Here is a 16,536-nt window from a genome sequence, read left to right on the forward strand (position 1 = left end):
ATTCGTTCAAACCCCCAGTCAGGAGGCCGCCTTGTTCCGACGCCTGCTCATCCCCCTGCTTCTCGTGTTCGTCCTGGGCACGACCCCCGCCCGGGCCGCAAGCACAGACTGGGGCGCACCCGGCCCCTACGCGACCGCCGTGGAGATCGGCGCGGTCAACACCCTCTACTACCCGCGCGACATCGCCCAGAGCGGCCGCCGCCACCCGGTGATCGTCTGGGGGAACGGCACGGGCGGCGCCCCGCTCGTCTACCGCGACCTGCTCCTGCAGTGGGCCAGCCACGGCTTCATCGTCTCCGCCGCCAACACCCCGATGTCGAACCTCGGCATCTCCATGCGCGCCGGGATCGACGCCCTCGCCCGCCGCGACGCCGACCCGTCGAGCATCTTCCACGGCAAGGTCGACCTGACGCGGATCGGCGCCTCCGGGCATTCCCAGGGCGGTGCGGCGGCCATCGTCGTCGGCGCCGACGACCGGATCGACAGCATCCTGCCGATCCAGCCCGGCCCGCTGGCCGACATCGACGCCGTCCGCGTCCCCGCCTTCCTCATGGCCGGTCAGTACGACTCCATCGTCTGGCCCTGGCTGGTCAAGGCCTTCTACGACGACGCGGACCACATCCCGGCGATCTACGGCGAGGTGCGCGGCGCCGACCACTTCACCGTCGTCGGCGACCCCGGGCCGTTCGCCGCGCCCACCACCGCCTGGTGGCGCTTCCAGCTCATGGACGACCCCGAGGCGCGTGCCGTGTTCTACGGCCCGAACTGCGGCATCTGCGTGGACCGGGGCACGTGGTCGGACGTACGCCGCAACGGGCTCGTACCGCAGTAGAACGGAGTCTTCCTACCGATCGATCGGTCGGCTACTCTCGGCCTACCGATCGATCGCTCGGAAAGGAACCCCCCATGACCGTCGAGAGCCGGCCCGGACCCGCCCTCCTGCGGGTGACCATCGGCAGCTTCGCGGGCACCGTCATCGAGCAGTACGACTTCCTCCTCTACGGCTTCATGACGGCCCTGGTCTTCAACACCCTCTTCTTCCCCAGCTCCGACCCGACCGTCGGCACCCTGGTCGCGTTCGCCGGCTTCGCCATCGGCTTCGTCGCCCGCCCCGTCGGCGCGATCGTCGCCGGCCACTACGGCGACCGCATCGGCCGCAAGTCCATGCTCGTCATGACCCTGCTGGTCGCGGGCCTGGCCACCACCGCCATGGGCCTGCTGCCCACCTACGACTCGATCGGCATCTGGGCGCCGGTCCTGCTCATCACCCTGCGGATCGTCCAGGGCTTCTCCTACGGCGGCGAGGTCACCGGCGCGGTGCTCATGACCACCGAGTTCGCACCCCGCCACCGCCGCGGCTACGTCGGCAGCTTCGTCCCCACCGCCGGGCCCGCCGGACTGCTCCTGGCGACGGTCGCCATCATGGCCGTCGCCGGCATGGACAGGGCCGACTTCCTGTCCTACGGCTGGCGCATCCCGTTCCTGCTCTCGGCCGTGCTCGTGCTCGTCGGGCTGGCCGTCCGCGCCACCGCCCCGGAGAGCCCGGCCTTCGTCGGGGCCAGGACCCGGCACTCGGCGCCCGTCCTGGAGGTGTTCCGCCGCCACACCCGTACCGTCCTGCTCGGCGTGGGCACCGGCTTCGGCTTCTACGTCATCTTCTACGTGCTGCTCGTCTTCGCCGGCTCGTACCTGACCGTCCAGCTCAAGCTGCCCGCCCAGGTGCCGCTGATCGCGGTCGCCATCGGCTCGGTCGTGGTGATCGTCCTCGGACCTCTGTGCGGACGCCTCTCCGACCGTTTCGGCCGCCGTCCGCTGATCGTCACCGGCTCGGCGGTGTCCGCCCTGTTCTCGTTCGGGTTCTTCGCCCTGCTCGGCACCGGCAGCACCGCCCTGATCCACCTGGGCTACGCGCTGGCCTTCGGCTTCATGACCATCATGTACTCGCCGCTGATCACCTTCATCGCCGAGCAGTTCCCCACCGCCGTACGCTTCAGCGGGGCCTCGGTCGCCGGGCAGATCGGCGCGGTCCTCGGCGGCGGCCTGGCCCCGCTGATCGCCACCGCCCTGCTCACCACCGTCGGCATCCAGGCCGTGGCCGCCTACGTCTGCGCCTCCCTGCTGGTCTCCCTCGTCTGCGCCCTGGCGCTCAAGGAGACCAGCCGGACCGACATCTTGGCAGAATGAGCGTGTGACGAACGATCGATCGGCAGCTCTGGCGACCCAGCGCAGGATCGCCGCCTCCGACATCCGGCTGCCCGAGCACATCCTGCTCGAAGGCACCTCCGGCCGGATCCTGCGCGAGGCGCTGCAGCTCTTCGCCGAGCGGGGCTTCTACGGGACCTCCATCCGCGACCTCGCGGTGGCCTGCGAGATCCGCTCGGCGACCCTCTACTCCCACTACCCGACCAAGGAGAACGTCCTGGCCGAGCTGGTGCGGATCGGTCACGAGGAGCACCACCGGCGGCTGACCGAGGCGGCCGCCGCCGGCCCGGCGGATCCCGCGTCGCGGCTGCGGCGGGTGGTCCGCGCGCACGTCCTTGCGCACGCGGAGTTCCCCATGCTCGCCGTCGTGGCCAACAACGAACTGCACGCCCTCTCCCCCGAGCTGGCCGGCCCCGCGCTCATGCTGCGCGCGGCCGGCCGGCAACTGCTCATCGACACCATCAACGAGGGCATCGCCGCGGGCGTTTTCGACGTGCCCGACGCCTTTCTCGCGGTGACCGCGATCAGCGGGATGGGGATGCGCGTGGCGAACTGGTACGACTCCGCCCTGCCGTACGAACCGAACGAAGTGGCGGACACCTACGCGGACTTCGCGTTGCGCATCACCAAGGGGAACTCCTAGCGGCACCCCATCGTCACCGGCCCTTGAAGAACTCCCGCAGGGCTTCGGCCACGACGAGTGGGGCTCCGTCGTCCTCCGGTCCTGAATGCCCGATTCCCGGCAGGTCGACGCTTCGTGCGTGGGGAAGCGCCTCGGACAGTTTCCGGAGGGCCAGACGCAGGTAGTCCGCGCTCTTCGTCCCGCCGAGGAGCAGCACCCGCGCGTCGAGCGCCGCGTAGTCCATGACCGTGTCAGCCATCTCCCTGACCACCTGCATGTCGAAGTGCTGCGTCGGGATGAGCGCTTTGACCGGCACCTCGTCGGCGGGCCCGTCGCCCTGCAACCGCGCGCCGATCGCCAGGAGCGGCACGAGCGCGAAGCGGGGGATCCTGCTGAACAGCGACGGTTCGGCATCCAGCCCCTTCAGTGCGGTGACCAGCGCTGATGCGCTCTTTCCCGCGGCCACCTCGTGGTCGTAGCGCGGGACCCAGTCCATCGGCGCCGAGCCGTCGATCGACAGTGGGGGCTCGTACAGGGCGATCCGGTCAAGGGTGGGCGTGCTCAGGGCCGTACGCAGGACGACGAGCGCGCCGGTGCTCAGACCGAAGATCTGCGACGCGCCGGTCGCCGTGACGAGCGCCTGTACGTCTTCGACCTCCCGCATGACGCCGAAGTCGGCGCCGTGGGGGCCGCTCAGCCCGCGTCCGCGCCGGTCGGGCACATAGACGGTGAAGTCCGTCGACAGGGCGGCGGCGAGCTTGGTGAAGTGCTGCGACGCCTGCATCCCGCCGTGGACGAGGATCAGCCCGGGTCCGCGGCCACGGCGGCGGTAGCCGATCGTGGTTCCGTCGGCGGAAAGAACCTGTTCGTGTGGGGTGCGCGGCTCATTCCTCATCGTGCGTCACCCCCGGCCGGGACGAATCTGGGCACCGCCCGCCTGCCGGCCTCCACTGCCGCGTTCCCGCGTTCCAGCAGGTCGTGCTGGTATTCGGCCAGAGCCGAGAGCAGGTCCCGCCGCCCCTGATCGACCTCGGCCAGCCGCGCGCTCAGCTGTACCGCGTCCCGCATCGCGGTGGTGGCGCCGTTGCCGCCGCTGGCCGGTGTCAGGTGCGCGGCGTCACCGAGCAGCGTGATACGGCCCACCGGCCACGGCGGCATCGGCCGGTCGAAGACCTTGGAGCGGCCCATGGCGCTCATGTCGGCGCCGCGCACCAGGTCCCGCAGGTCGGGATGCCAGCCGTCGATGAGCTCCAGCACCGGTTCGCGGGCGTCCTCCCGGCCCGGCGTGACGGTCGCCGGATGGTCCGGCGGGAGGAGCAGCACCCACCGCACGTAACTTTCCCTGCGGGGCATGGGCAGGCCGGGTACGAGTTCGGCGGCGGCTTCCGAAGGCTCCCTGCCGAACTGCATGCGTCCCAGCATCAGCGTGATCCCCGGTCCCTTGACCATCGTGCCGCGACCTGGCACGAGCGCCAGGAAACGGTCGGTGGCGGGGGTGCGGCCCATCGCCCCGCACAGGCCGGCGTCGACGAGCTCGACCTCGGGCACCAGCCGGCGCCGTACCGCCGAGTTCCCGCCGTCGGCTCCGACCAGCACGTCGCCCGTGGCCTGCGTGCCGTCGGAGAAGAACGCGATGACGGTCCCGTCCGCGGCTTCCGTGCAGCTCGTCAGCCGTTTGCCGAAGGCGACCCGGCCGTCCAGGTCGCCGAGCAGGATCTGCCGCAGGACCTGCCGGTCGAACGCCCTGGCCTCCTCCGGTCCCGGCAGGTCGCTGCTGAGCAGCGTGAGCCGCTCGTCGAACAGCAGTCCCGGCCCGGTCAGGCTGCCGCTGGTGGCTTCGGCCAGTTCGTAGAGCCGAGACGGCAGGCCGGTCCGTAAGGCTTCCAATGCCGGTGGCGCGAGTCCGATCCGGTAGCCCTGGGCCCGCTCGCCGGTGCCGTCGTCGGCCTCGTACACGGCGACGTCGAGGCCGGCTCGTACGAGGGCATGCGCGAGGGTCAGCCCGCCGAGCCCCGCCCCGATCACCAGGACACGTGTCATCATGATCCTCCGTTCGCAGGTGAACAACGTTCACGTGTACATTGTTCACGTAGCTCGGGCAGGGCTGTCAAGCCGGATTCCAGGAGGACACGATGGGGCAGCGGCGTACCGAGGTGCTGCGGGCGGCGATCGAACTGCTCGACGAGGTGGGCCTCGACGCGCTCACCATGCGGCTGCTGGCGAGCCGGCTCGGGGTGCGGGCGAGTGCGCTGTACCGGCACTACCCCAGCAAGCAGGCCCTGCTGGACGCCATGGTCGCGCACCTGGTCGGCCCGGCGGACGACGTCGTACCGCCCGCCGAGGTCCCTTGGGACGAGTTGTTGCGCGGTGTGGCGTCCGGCATGCGCGAGACCATGCTGGCCCACCGCGACGGCGCCCGCCTGATCTCAGGTTTCCAGCACCCGGGCGACGAGGCCGTGCGCACGTTCGAGCGGCTCATCGTCGCCCTGGTCGCCGCGGGGATCCCCGCCGAGCTCGCCACCGTCGCCGTGGACACCGCCCTGGCCTACGTCAACGGCTACACGATCGAGGAACAGAACCGTAAGACCGGAACCGGCGGCTGGCCCAGGGAAGAGCGGGACCGCGCCTTCCACGCCGGGCTCGATCTGATCATCTTGGGCGTAGGAGGAACCCTTGCGCCGTGACGGGCCGTCGATCGGTCCGGGAGGCGAACAAGATCAACTCGGTTCCGCTTCCGCTTCCGGTTCCGACGGAGGCTGGTGCTGGTTCTGCCGGCTGGCGTCGATCGCGCGCTGGTAGCGCTTCGTCAGGTTGTGCAGCGCGTCGACCAGTTCGGGCGAGTCCACGATCGTGAAGTCCGCGTCCAGCAGCCCCAGGTAGAGGGCGAGCATCTCGGGATGGTCCGAGCCCGGCTCGAACGCGCACCGGTCTTCCCCCAGCGACTCCACCTCCATGGCGATCGGCAACCGGCCCCGCACGTACGCGGCGGGCGCGTGCACGATCACCCGGGCCCGGTAGCGCCAGGTCGCCTCGCCGACTCCGCGTTCCACCTGCGCCGCGATCTCCGGGTCGGGCGGCAGCGCACGGGGTGTGAAACGCGGCCCCGTCGGCGTCCGCGGCTCGATCCGGTCGACCCGGAACGTACGCCAGGCGTCCCGGTCCAGGTCCCAGGCCACCAGGTACCAGCGCCGCCGGTCGTTGACCAGCCGGTACGGCTCGACCGAACGCCGGCTGTCCGCGCCGGAAAACGCCCGATAGTCGAACCGGAGCCGTTCGTGGTCCCGGCACGCGCTCGCGATCACGGTCAGCACGTCCGGATCCACCTGCGGGCCACGCGACGGCATCGGCAGCGCGTACGACTGGAGGGCGCTGACCTGGCGGCGCAGCCGCGAAGGAAGCACCTGCTGCAACTTCGCCAGCGCGCGCACCGAGGTCTCCTCGATGCCCGCGACCGAGCCGTTCGCCGCGGTACGCAGACCGACCGCGACCGCAACCGCCTCCTCGTCGTCCAGCAGCAGCGGCGGTAGGGCACCGCCCGTCCCGAGCCGGTAGCCGCCGGCCACGCCGGGCCGCGCGTCGACCGGATAGCCCAGCCCGCGCAACCGGCCGATGTCATTACGAATGGTGCGAGTGGTGACACCGAGCCGGGTGGCGAGCTCGGTACTGGTCCAGTCGCGTTGAGCCTGCAACAGGGACAGCAGGCGCAGCAGGCGCGCCGAGGTCTCCAACATTCTTCGATCCTGCCGACAATCTAGGAACGGACCTTTCCGTTATTGTTCCTAGTCTTCTCCACGTGAGCGCAAGAGCGCCCAGCGAAGGCCCCCGGGCCGTACCGGCCCTGGTGACAAGGAGAAGCGCCATCAACGACGGCATCCAGTCCTTCCGCGTCGAGATCCCTCAGGCCGACGTCGATTACCTGCACGACCGGCTCGCCAACGCCCGCTGGCCCGGCGAACTGCCCGGTACGGAGTGGACACGCGGCATACCGCTCGCCTACCTGAAGGAACTCACCGAGTACTGGCGCACGCGGTACGACTGGCGCGCCCAAGAGGCACGGCTCAACCGCTTCCCGCAGTTCACCACCGAGATCGACGGCCAGCGCGTGCACTTCCTGCACGTCAGGTCCGACCGGCCCGACGCCAAACCGCTGCTGATCAGCCACGGCTTCCCCAGCTCCGTCGCCGAGTTCATGCACCTGATCGAGCCGCTGGTCGACCCGGCGGAGGGGCAGGCCTTCCACGTCGTCGCCCCGTCCCTGCCCGGGTACGCCTTCTCGACCCCGCTGGGCGGGACGGGCTGGGCGATGGGCCGCACCGCACGCGCCTGGGCCGAGCTGATGCGCCGGCTCGGCTACGAGCGGTACGGCGTGCACGGCGGCGACGTCGGCGCCGGCGTGTCCGGCATGGTCGCCGGACTCGACGGCGAGCACGTCATCGGCATGCACGTGGTGACCGATCCGCTGACCGCCGCGAACGTCGCCACCTTCATGCCCGGAACCGCGGACCGGCTGAACGAGGACGATCCGGTCGACAAGCTGATCCTGGACCGGATGGACGCGTTCACCAGGGAAGGTTCCGGGTACCTGGCGATCCAGAACAGCCGCCCGCAGACCATCGGCTACGGCCTGACCGACTCACCGCTGCTGCAGCTCGCCTGGATCGCCGAGAAGTTCCACGACTGGACCGACCTGCCGATCGACCGCGACCAGCTGCTCACCACGGTCAGCCTGTACTGGTTCACCGGCTCCGGCGCCTCCGCCGCGCACACCCTGTACGAGCAGGCGCACTCCTCGGACTGGGGCGCGCCGTCGGCCGTACCGCAGGGGTTCGCGGTCTTCGGTGCGGACGAGACCGTACGAAAGCTGGTCCCCGCGCCGGCCGACGCGCACTGGAGCGAGTTCGAGCGCGGCAAGCACTTCCCGGCGATGGAGGCCCCGGCCCAGCTCGCCGCGGACCTGCGAGCCTTCTTCGGACCGCTGAAGTGACCGAGGTGCCGAGCCGGCGCGGTAGTGATCACTGCGCGTCCAGCCGTTCACCAGGCTGAGCCGGGAGGACCGCGACGTGCTGTCGGCCGAGGCTGAACGGTTGTGCGCCTTCCTCGCCCCCGGGACGACGCACGGTGAACCGTTCCTCCCTCGTGCGCTACTCGAGCACCTTCGCCGTACGCACCTCGTGCAGGTGGACCAGCACGTCGAAGGCGCGGGACAGGGCGGTGTCGAGCAGCGGATAGGGGTACTGCGTGCCGATGTTGCGGGTCGGGCGAGCCACCGCGAGCCAGTCGCGCGCCGCGGCGGGCGCGGTACGCATGTCGAGGTAGAAGTCGTCGTAGCGGACCCGGTCGAGGGTGTGCTCGTTGCTGCCGGGCTCGGAGGGACCGGCGGTGAACTGCTTCCAGTCGCCGCCGATCGCGGCGTCCTTCGACAGGAACGATCCGCGGTCGAAGGTGAAACCGACGGCGACGTACTTCTTGCCCAGGATGTCGCGCAGGTAGGCACCCTGCGTCTTCGGGTAGAGCGCCGGATCTCCGGCGGCGTACCCGGCGTGGGTGTTCTGCGCGGACATGAGGATCTTGCCGCCGTGATGTCGCAGCCACCAGACGGTGTTGTCGGCCATGACCTGGTCGCGGTAGCGCTGCACGACGCTCAGCCAGGACTTTCCGGCCAGGTCGTAGCCGGCGAACTTGGCGGTCTGGGCGATGAACCGGGCGTCCTGGACGGCGCTGTCGTACGCGGCGGACGCCCGCGGCCCTCCCAGGCTGACGAGCAGGTCGAGCGCCTGCTGGGCCTTGCCGGCGAGCTGCCGGCGTTCGTCGAGCGGCCGGTCGAGGTAGGCGAAGATGTCGTCGAGCGGGCGCAACCCCTCGTACAGCGCGGCCAAGGGGGCGGTGGAGTCGGGGTGGGCGCTGCGTACGAACTGCGCGACGCGGGCGAAGACCTCCTCACCGACCTTCGGCGCGCCTATGTCGTCGCCCATGACGTGCAGCGGGCGGCCAGGGTCGCGGCGGTTGTGCTCGCGCATCCACTCCAGCATCCCGACGAGTTCCTCGCGCTCCCACGGCGAAGCCCGGAGCTCCTCCTTGGCGATGGCTCGCAGGTCGCCCTTGCCCGTCCGCAGGTACTCGTCGAGCCGCACCCCTCCCGACCAGCTGGCCTCCAGGGCGAACGTGGTGAAACCCTTCTTCTCCACGAGATGGCGGAAGACCCGTTCCTTCACCGTGAAGAACTCGTGCGACCCGTGGGTCGCCTCCCCCATGCCGACCACCTGGGCATCGCCGACCATCCGCCCGAAGGCCGCCAGGTCGCCGTCCTTCGCGCCCGGCTCGGTCGAGCGCAGTTCGTACGCCGCCGCCTCCAATGCGCGCACGGGCTCGGCGGGCTCGGCCGCGAAGGCCGCCTGGGCCAGGACGGGCACGATGGTCAGGCCCGCCGCGAGGGCGGCAAGCTTCCGGCCAACGGTCATGTCACGTGCTCCTCGGTGTCGCTCCTGCTTGACGCCAAGAACCGTACGACGGGCCCATAGCCCCACACGATGCCGCTGACCTGCGTATTCATAGGCGTGCGTACTGACCGGAACAGGTGGGGCCACCCCTACCACGACCCGCGACGTCGTTGCAGTGAGAGTCAACCGGCATCCAAGACGCCCCGCCTACCGTCGCCGCCATGAGATCACTCACCCGCCTGACGGCGACGTTCGCAGCCCTTGTGTTGTCGCTGACCGCGCTCACCCCGCTGCCCGCCTCGGCGAGCGACAGCTTACGGCTCACCCTCGAACTGATGATCGTCGACGACCAGAACGAGAGCGGCAACGACGAGGTCGCGATCACGCTCATCGGCCCGGTGGGCAAGGAGGGACGCATCTGGCCGGACGACCGCGACTGGATGAACGTCAACGCCCGCGACTGCTGGTACATCAACCTCGTACGCGGCTGCCCCAACGGTTACAACAACAAGTCGGTGGGCCAGCAGGGGACGCTCCCCATCATCTTCGTGCCCGGCGACACCTGGACCATCAAGATCGTGGAGGATGACATCACCTCCCCCAACGACATCATCCTCAGCGAGACCTTCACCGTCGGCACGGACCCCTACCAGGAGCTGACCTTCCGCGGCACGTACTCCGGCGCGGACTACACCATCTACGCCCACCTGTCGTAACCGATCCCCCGGCCCACTCGCGGTTCAAGGTGGGCCGGGGGGACCGGTTCCGCCGGATCAACGGCGAACGCGGGCTACCCGTTGCACGGCGCCGTCCAGGCGTTGACCCAGTCGATCTTGATGACGGTCACGTAGACGCGTCCGTCGGGCCACTCGTGCCCCGACGCGAGGTTGCCGTTCTCGGCGAAGTGAGCACACGTCGAACGCCTGGAGCCGGTGTCCCCCGGATGTCGTCCTTGGCGCGGGGCGCGGTGGCCAGGGCGGCGGCCAGGCAGATCGCGGCGGACGCGAGCGCGACGATCACGCCGGTTCGTGTCCCCGACGCGGTGAGCAGGAGCCGGCCGAACGCGGCGGCACCGATCGAGCCGCCGAGCTGCCGGGCGAAGGTGAGCGCGCCCATGGTGGCGCCGATCAGGTCGGGCCAGGACGGAGAACATGGTGGTGGCCGCCAGTTGGCCGGTGGTCAGCGCCAGCAGAAGCAGCCCCGTTTCGTCGCTGCCGGCGCCGGTCCCCTCCTTGATGGCCAGCGGGATGAAGGCGAACGTACCGAACAGCGCGACGCCGGTGAGGTGACCCTGGCGTCTCACCAGTTCCTCGCGGGTGAACATCTGCGCCAGGGCGCTGATCGCGGTGACCACCAGTCCGCCCCCGCCGACGCCCTGGACGGCCCTCGCGGCGATCAGGACGGGCATGGACGACGCCGGCGCGCAGGCCAGCGAACCTGCGGCGAAGGCGAGGAGGGTGCCGCCGGCTTCCAGGTCGGCCGAGATGCTGGAGAGTCGATGCCTTCCCAGCTCGTCGGACAACACAGCCGCGCTGTCGAGGCCCCGGCGCGGGCCCACCTCGCCGGAGCCGGCCCCGCGCTCTGCCGGCTGGTCCGCTTCTGCGCCTGGTCGGGCGGCGAGCGGTCAGAAGGACGGATGCGTGTGCACCCGTCGTCCCTCCACGTAGGTGGCGAGGACGGTGATACCGCCCAGGTCACCGGGAGGGACGGCGAACGGGTCCGCGTCGGTGACGATGAAGTCGGCGAGCTTGCCGGGCTCGATGGTCCCCGTCCGGGTGTCGAGGTGGTTGATCCGGGCGGTGCCGATCGTGTACGCCGACAGGGCCGCCGCCACCGGGAGGCGCTGCGCGGGCAGGAACGGCCGCCCCGATCCGTCGGGGAGCATCCGGTTGACGGCGACGTGGATGCCGAGGAACGGATCCGGGCTGCTGACCGGCCAGTCGCTGCCCGCGGCGAGGGCGGCGCCCGAGCGCAGGAGGTCGCCGAAGGGGTACTGCCAGGCGGCGCGCCGGTCGCCGAGGAAGGGAATGGTCAGCTCGTCCATCTGCGGCTCGTGCGCCGCCCACAATGGCTGGATGTTGGCGGTGACCTCCAGGGCCGCGAACCGCGGCACGTCGTCGGGATGGACGACCTGGAGGTGGGCGATGTGATGCCGGTTGCCCTTGCGCCCGTTGACCTTGAGCGCCGCCTCGAACGCGTCCAGCGCCTCCCGGGCGGCCCGGTCGCCGACCGCGTGCACGTGGACCTGGACCCCGACGGCGTCCAGCCGGGTGATGTGGGCGCGCAGGTCCTCGGGACCGATGAAGCTGATGCCGCTGTTGCCGGTCCGGCATCCACAGCCGTCCAGGTAGGGGGAGGTCATGGCGGCGGTGTGGTTCTCCGCCACGCCGTCCTGCATGATCTTCACGCTGGTGGCCCTGAACCGTCCGGTGGTGGTACGGCGGGCGAGCAGCTCGGGGATCTGTTCCTCGCCCCTGTCCCGGTCCCACCACAGGGCCCCGACCACGCGCCCGGTGAGTATCGAGGCGTCGGCGGCGGCTTCGTAGGCGCGCTGGACCTCCGGGCCGACCATCGCGTCCTGCCATGCCGTCACTCCGGCCTGGTGCAGGCGTCGCTGGCCCGCCTGGAGGCCGCGGAGCAGGTCCTCGTCCGTGGGTTCTGGCACGTGCCTGCCCACGAGCGAGGCGGCGCCCTCGTGCAGGGTTCCTTGGGGGGTCCCGTCCGGCTCGCGCTCGATGCGTCCGTCGGCCGGGTCGGGGGTGCCGTCGTCGACGCCGCACAGCCGCAGGGCCTCGGTGTTGACCCATGCGCCGTGCCCGTCCCTGTTGGTCAGGTAGACCGGCCGGTCGGGGACGACCTCGTCGAGGGCGACCCGGCTCGGTGTGCCGCCGGGGAACCATTCCATGGACCATCCGCCGCCGGAGATCCAGCGCGTCTCGGGATTGGCCGCGGCGTACGCGCGGACCGCGGCGAGGGCGTCGGCGGCGTCCCGCGCCTCGTGCAGGTCGCATCGGGTCATGGTGAGCCCGGCCAGGACCGGGTGCACGTGGGCGTCCTGGAATCCGGGAAGCAGGGTCCGGCCGGCCAGGTCGACGACCTCGGTCCGCGGGCCCGCGAGGTCGCGCATCTCCTCGTCGTCGCCGAGTGCCAGGATCCGCCCCTCGCGTACGGCCACCGCACGGCTCGGAGCGCCGGCCATGGGGCGTACTCGGCCGTTGACGAACAGGATGTCGGCAGAAGTCATGAAACTCTCCTCAGAGCTGCGGGCGGGTGGGCCACGGCAGGACGCGTTCGACGGCGGCGCCGATGCGGAAGACGGTCGCGTCGTCGTAGCTGCGGCCGACGATCTGCACCCCGGTCGGCACGCCGTACGACGACAGGCCCGACGGGACGTTGAGCACGGGGCAGCGGCCGGCGATGTTGAACACGGGCGTCAGCGAGTACTCCAGGTAGTGGTCGAGCTGGACGCCGTTGACCGTCAGCTTGGTGTCCACGTAGTCCTCGCCCGCGGGCAGCGCGGCGGCGCCGGCGGTGGGGCAGATCAGCGCGTCGTACCGGTCGAGCAGGTCACCGATCACGGCGTAGATGCGGCCCTCCAGCTCCAGCCCGGCCAGGAAGCCGTCCCGCGCCAGCGCGGCGCGAGAGTCCTCGGCGAAGGCGAGGGCGTAGGGCGTGAGCTCGTCGCGGTGCGCGTCCGCCACGCCGGCGACCATGGGGCCGAAGATGGCGCCGAAGTGGATGAAGGCCGCGCGCATGACGTCGGCGCGCCGCAGCGGCACCTCCACCTGCTCCACGACGGCCCCGGCCGTGGCCAGCGCGTCGGCGACCGCGCGGGTGTTGGCCGCGACGTCCGGCTCGATCTCCCAGTTCCCCAGGTCGGGGGAATAGGCGATGCGCAACCCCGCGACGTCGCCGAGGCGTTCGGGGACGTGTACGGCGGGGCGGATGGAGACGACGTCGGCCGGGTGCGGCCCGACGATGACGTTCTGCAGGAGCGCGCAGTCGGCGACGGTGCGGGCCATCGGGCCGTCATGGCAGTAGTGGTCCAGGTTGTACGGCGACATCGCGGGCACCCGCCCGTAAGGCGGCTTGTATCCGACCGTGCCGGTGGCCGCGGCGGGCAGGCGGATCGAGCCGCCGATGTCGGACCCCGTGGCGAGCGTCGCCGTCCCCGACGCCAGGGCCGCGCCCGCGCCGCCGGAGGAACCGCCGGGCGAGTAGTCCAGGTTCCAGGGGTTACGGGTGATGCCCCACAGCCGGGAGTGCGTGTAGGCGGCGCAGCAGAACTCCGGCGTGGTGGTGCGGGCGTGGACGATCCCGCCGGCGGCGATGACGCGCTCCACGACCGGGTGGGTGGTGTCGGCGACGTGGCCGGCGTAGGCCAGGGAGCCGTCGCTGGCCCGCCTTCCCGCGATCGGCTGCTCGTCCTTGGTGGCGACCGGGAGCCCTTCGAGGGGTCGCGGCTCCCCGTGGACGTAGGCGTGCTCGGCCTTCCTGGCCTGCTCGAGCGCCTGCTCGAACATCGTCTCGCTGAGCGCGTTGACCCGGGGCTCGACGGCCTCGGCCCGCTCGATGACCGCGGTCATGAGCTCGACGGGCGACAGGGCCCGGGTCCTGAACAGCTTCAGGGCTTGCGTGGCGGGCAGGTGCGCGAGGTCACTCACATGATCTCCTGAAGGGCGCGCCGGTCGGCGGCGATCTGTACGGGGTCCCAGCCAGGCCGCGGCACGGAATGCAGCAGCAGGCGGGTGTAGGGGTGCTGGGGGGCGGCCAGGACCTGCTCGGTCGGCCCGGCCTCGACGACCTTGCCGCGGTACAGCACGACGATGTCGTCGGCCGCGTGCCGGACCAGGGCCAGGTCGTGGGTGATGAACAGGTAGGCGATGTCGAGGGTGCGGCGGATCCGCGCCAGCAGGTCGAGGATCTGCGCCTGGATGGACACGTCGAGCGCCGAGGTGGCCTCGTCCAGGATGAGCACCTTCGGTTCGGTGGCGAGCGCGCGGGCGATGGCGACCCGCTGGCGCTGCCCGCCGGACAGCCGCCTGGGCAGCGCGGCGGCCTCGCGTTCGCCGAGCCCGACGCGTTCCAGCAGCTCATCGCGCCGGGCCCGCCGGGCCTGCCGGTCCATGGCGAAATGCAGCCGCAGCGACTCCTCCACGCATTCGCTCACGCTGATGCGCGGATCCAGGGAGAGGTAGGGGTCCTGGAAGACCATCTGGATCTCCCGCGCCCGCGCGAGCCTGGCCCGGCGCCCCCGCGGGACGCGCGAGCGGTCACGGCCCTCGACGCCGATCCGTCCCGCGTCCGGGATCTCCAGGCCGACGAGCATGCGCGCGGTCGTCGTCTTGCCCGATCCCGACTCGCCCACCACGGCGAGCGAGCCGCCCGCCCGCAGCGAGAAGGAGACGCCGTCCACGGCGATCTTGCCGCTGAACGCCTTGCGCAGCCCCTCGACCTCCAGCACGTTCTCAGTCATGGACCGGCTCTCCCGCTCTCAGGCACGCCACCTGGGCGTGCTCCAGGGTCTCCAGCGCGGGCCGCTGCTCCCGGCATCTCTCGACGGCCAGGTGGCAGCGGGCCGCGAACGCGCACCCGTCCGGCGACTCCGCGAGCGACAGGGGCCTGCCCGGCACGCCGTGCGGGGGCTCGTGCGACTCCAGCCGGGGCGTGGCCGCCAGCAGCCCGGCCGTGTACGGGTGGCGGGGCCGGGCGAAGAGCTCGCCGGTGGCCTGCTCCTCGACGATCCGGCCCGCGTACATCACGTAGATGCGATCGCAGATGGCCGCGGCCAGCTCCAGGTCGTGGGTGACGAACAACATGCCCATCCCGCGCGCGGTTCTCAGGTGCGACAGGATCGCGATGACCTCGGCCTGCGTGGTGACGTCCAGCGCGGTCGTCGGCTCGTCGGCGAGCAGCAGGTCGGGCTCCGCGGCCAGCGCCCCGGCGATCATCACCCGTTGCAGCATCCCGCCGGAGAACTCGTGCGGGTGGCGGCGCAGCGCGGCTCGCGGGTCCTCGATGCCCACCGCCTCCAGCAGCCCCTCCGCACGATCGAGGGCCTGCCGGTACGGCAGGCCGCCCGCCCGCAGCCCCTCGGTGACGAAGTCGCCGATCCGCCGGACGGGATTGATCGACGCCCGCGGATCCTGGAAGATCATCGCCACTCGGCGGCGGCGTAGGTCACGCAGTCCCGCGGCGGTCTGCGACAGCACGTCCTGGCCGTCGACCAGGACGCGCCCGCTCACGGCGGTCTGCCGGGGCAGCAGGCCGAGCACGGCCCGGCAGGTGACGGACTTGCCCGACCCGGACTCGCCGACGAGCCCGACGGCCTCGCCCTGGGCGACGCGCAGCGACACCGCGTCCAGGATGGGCCGTGCGGCCTGGCCGGGCGCCAGCCGTACGGTCAGGTCGTCGATCTGGAGCATCAGCGTTCCCTCCCGGAGACGCGGTCGGCGATGCCCTCGCCGACGATGCTGAAGGCCACCACCGTGACCACGACGGCGGCGCCGGGGACCAGCGCGGGCAGCATGGCGCCCTGGAGCAGCGCGGACGCGCCCTCGTTGATCATGGCGCCCCAGTCCGGGACGGGCGGCTGCGTGCCGAACCCGAGGAAGGAGAGCGCCGCGAGGTCCATGAGCGCGTAGCCGAAGTTGATCGCCGACTGCGCGAGGATCAGCGGCACGACGTTCGGGACCAGGTGTCTCAGGCAGATGACCCAGCCGGACCAGCCCTGCACCCGATAGGCGTGGATGTAGGGACGGGACATCTCCCGCAGGGCGACGCCGCGCGCCAGCCGTCCGACGTAGGGGGTGTACGCGATGCTCATCGCCACGACGGGCGCGGTCAGACCGGGCCCGAACATGGCCACCAGACTGATCGCCAGCAGCAGCGCGGGGAAGGCGAAGACGAAGTCCATCGCGCGCGACAGGACCGCGTCGGCGACCCCGCCGGTCCAGGCGGCGAGGACGCCGAGCAGGGTGCCCGCCACCGTCGACAGGATCACCACCAGGAGAGGGCCGAGCAGTCCCGCCCGCGCGCCGAAGATCAGGCGGGACAGGACGTCGCGGCCGGACTGGTCGGCCCCGAGCAGGTGATCGGCGCTCGGGCCGCTCAGCGCGGCCGAGAAGTCGATGGCGAGCGGGTCGTGCGGCGCCACGACCGGGGCGAGGATCGCCACCGCCACCAGGACGGCCAGGACGGCGACGCCGGCGACGGTCGTCCTGTCGGCCGGGAGCCGGTATCGGCGGTGGAGGGTCACGGCTGTCAAGGGGACTC

16 protein-coding genes are annotated in these 16,536 nt (G+C 71.3%); 6 read left to right on the forward strand and 10 right to left on the reverse strand.

Annotated elements, in window-relative coordinates:
• Positions 1-31: 31 nt before the first annotated feature.
• From IEZ27_RS40880 to IEZ27_RS40890, 3 genes are all read left to right on the forward strand, one after another.
• The gene (locus tag IEZ27_RS40880; RefSeq protein WP_189652162.1) at positions 32-832 is read left to right on the forward strand and encodes an alpha/beta hydrolase family protein; all 801 of its coding nucleotides are present in this window, start codon (positions 32-34) and stop codon (positions 830-832) included.
• Between the two features lie 74 nt (positions 833-906).
• Positions 907-2,184: an MFS transporter gene (locus IEZ27_RS40885; RefSeq protein ID WP_189652163.1), complete on the forward strand. Its 1,278-nt coding sequence runs from the start codon at positions 907-909 to the stop codon at positions 2,182-2,184.
• Between the two features lie 4 nt (positions 2,185-2,188).
• Complete coding sequence (locus IEZ27_RS40890) at positions 2,189-2,845, forward strand: TetR/AcrR family transcriptional regulator (protein WP_229824792.1); 657 nt, start codon at positions 2,189-2,191, stop codon at positions 2,843-2,845.
• A gap of 13 nt (positions 2,846-2,858) precedes the next feature.
• Here IEZ27_RS40890 and IEZ27_RS40895 read toward each other — a convergent pair whose 3' ends face one another.
• Positions 2,859-3,719: an alpha/beta fold hydrolase gene (locus IEZ27_RS40895; protein ID WP_189652164.1), complete on the reverse strand. Its 861-nt coding sequence runs from the start codon at positions 3,717-3,719 to the stop codon at positions 2,859-2,861.
• Positions 3,716-4,867: an FAD-dependent oxidoreductase gene (locus IEZ27_RS40900; protein ID WP_189652165.1), complete on the reverse strand. Its 1,152-nt coding sequence runs from the start codon at positions 4,865-4,867 to the stop codon at positions 3,716-3,718. The genes IEZ27_RS40895 and IEZ27_RS40900 overlap by 4 nt, the downstream gene beginning before the upstream one ends.
• An 89-nt stretch (positions 4,868-4,956) precedes the next feature.
• On the opposite strand from IEZ27_RS40900, the gene IEZ27_RS40905 reads away from it, so the two are divergent.
• Complete coding sequence (locus IEZ27_RS40905; RefSeq protein ID WP_189652166.1) at positions 4,957-5,508, forward strand: TetR/AcrR family transcriptional regulator C-terminal domain-containing protein; 552 nt, start codon at positions 4,957-4,959, stop codon at positions 5,506-5,508.
• A gap of 33 nt (positions 5,509-5,541) precedes the next feature.
• Here IEZ27_RS40905 and IEZ27_RS40910 read toward each other — a convergent pair whose 3' ends face one another.
• Positions 5,542-6,555 (reverse strand): helix-turn-helix transcriptional regulator, encoded by a 1,014-nt coding sequence (locus IEZ27_RS40910; RefSeq protein WP_189652167.1) that lies wholly within the window; start codon positions 6,553-6,555, stop codon positions 5,542-5,544.
• Between the two features lie 62 nt (positions 6,556-6,617).
• On the opposite strand from IEZ27_RS40910, the gene IEZ27_RS40915 reads away from it, so the two are divergent.
• Complete coding sequence (locus IEZ27_RS40915) at positions 6,618-7,808, forward strand: epoxide hydrolase family protein (protein WP_308427341.1); 1,191 nt, start codon at positions 6,618-6,620, stop codon at positions 7,806-7,808.
• Between the two features lie 157 nt (positions 7,809-7,965).
• On the opposite strand, the gene IEZ27_RS40920 is transcribed toward IEZ27_RS40915, so the two are convergent.
• Positions 7,966-9,282: an erythromycin esterase family protein gene (locus IEZ27_RS40920; RefSeq protein ID WP_189652168.1), complete on the reverse strand. Its 1,317-nt coding sequence runs from the start codon at positions 9,280-9,282 to the stop codon at positions 7,966-7,968.
• Positions 9,283-9,482: 200 nt separating this feature from the next.
• On the opposite strand from IEZ27_RS40920, the gene IEZ27_RS40925 reads away from it, so the two are divergent.
• Positions 9,483-9,977, forward strand: coding sequence for a hypothetical protein (locus IEZ27_RS40925; protein WP_189652169.1), 495 nt, complete (start codon positions 9,483-9,485; stop codon positions 9,975-9,977).
• A gap of 74 nt (positions 9,978-10,051) precedes the next feature.
• Here the strand turns inward: IEZ27_RS40925 and IEZ27_RS40930 are convergent, their stop codons facing one another.
• The 6 genes from IEZ27_RS40930 to IEZ27_RS40955 all read right to left on the reverse strand — a co-directional run bounded on the left by IEZ27_RS40930 (position 10,052) and on the right by IEZ27_RS40955 (position 16,519).
• Positions 10,052-10,783 (reverse strand): MFS transporter, encoded by a 732-nt coding sequence (locus tag IEZ27_RS40930; protein ID WP_189652170.1) that lies wholly within the window; start codon positions 10,781-10,783, stop codon positions 10,052-10,054.
• A 102-nt stretch (positions 10,784-10,885) separates the two neighbouring features.
• Positions 10,886-12,505 carry an amidohydrolase gene (locus IEZ27_RS40935; RefSeq protein WP_189652171.1) on the reverse strand — a complete coding sequence of 540 codons (1,620 nt, stop codon included), beginning with the start codon at positions 12,503-12,505 and terminating at the stop codon, positions 10,886-10,888.
• Between the two features lie 10 nt (positions 12,506-12,515).
• Positions 12,516-13,925, reverse strand: coding sequence for an amidase (locus tag IEZ27_RS40940; RefSeq protein WP_189652172.1), 1,410 nt, complete (start codon positions 13,923-13,925; stop codon positions 12,516-12,518).
• The gene (locus IEZ27_RS40945) at positions 13,922-14,737 is read right to left on the reverse strand and encodes an ABC transporter ATP-binding protein (protein WP_189652173.1); all 816 of its coding nucleotides are present in this window, start codon (positions 14,735-14,737) and stop codon (positions 13,922-13,924) included. Before IEZ27_RS40945 ends, IEZ27_RS40940 begins: the two co-directional genes overlap by 4 nt.
• On the reverse strand, positions 14,730-15,686 hold the full coding sequence (locus IEZ27_RS40950) for an ABC transporter ATP-binding protein (protein WP_125645846.1): 957 nt from the start codon (positions 15,684-15,686) through the stop codon (positions 14,730-14,732). Before IEZ27_RS40950 ends, IEZ27_RS40945 begins: the two co-directional genes overlap by 8 nt.
• Positions 15,686-16,519 (reverse strand): ABC transporter permease, encoded by an 834-nt coding sequence (locus tag IEZ27_RS40955; RefSeq protein WP_229824800.1) that lies wholly within the window; start codon positions 16,517-16,519, stop codon positions 15,686-15,688. The genes IEZ27_RS40950 and IEZ27_RS40955 overlap by 1 nt, the downstream gene beginning before the upstream one ends.
• Positions 16,520-16,536: the final 17 nt, after the last annotated feature.

This window comes from Nonomuraea spiralis (genome assembly GCF_014648435.1).
Classification (GTDB): Bacteria; Actinomycetota; Actinomycetes; order Streptosporangiales; family Streptosporangiaceae; genus Nonomuraea; species Nonomuraea spiralis.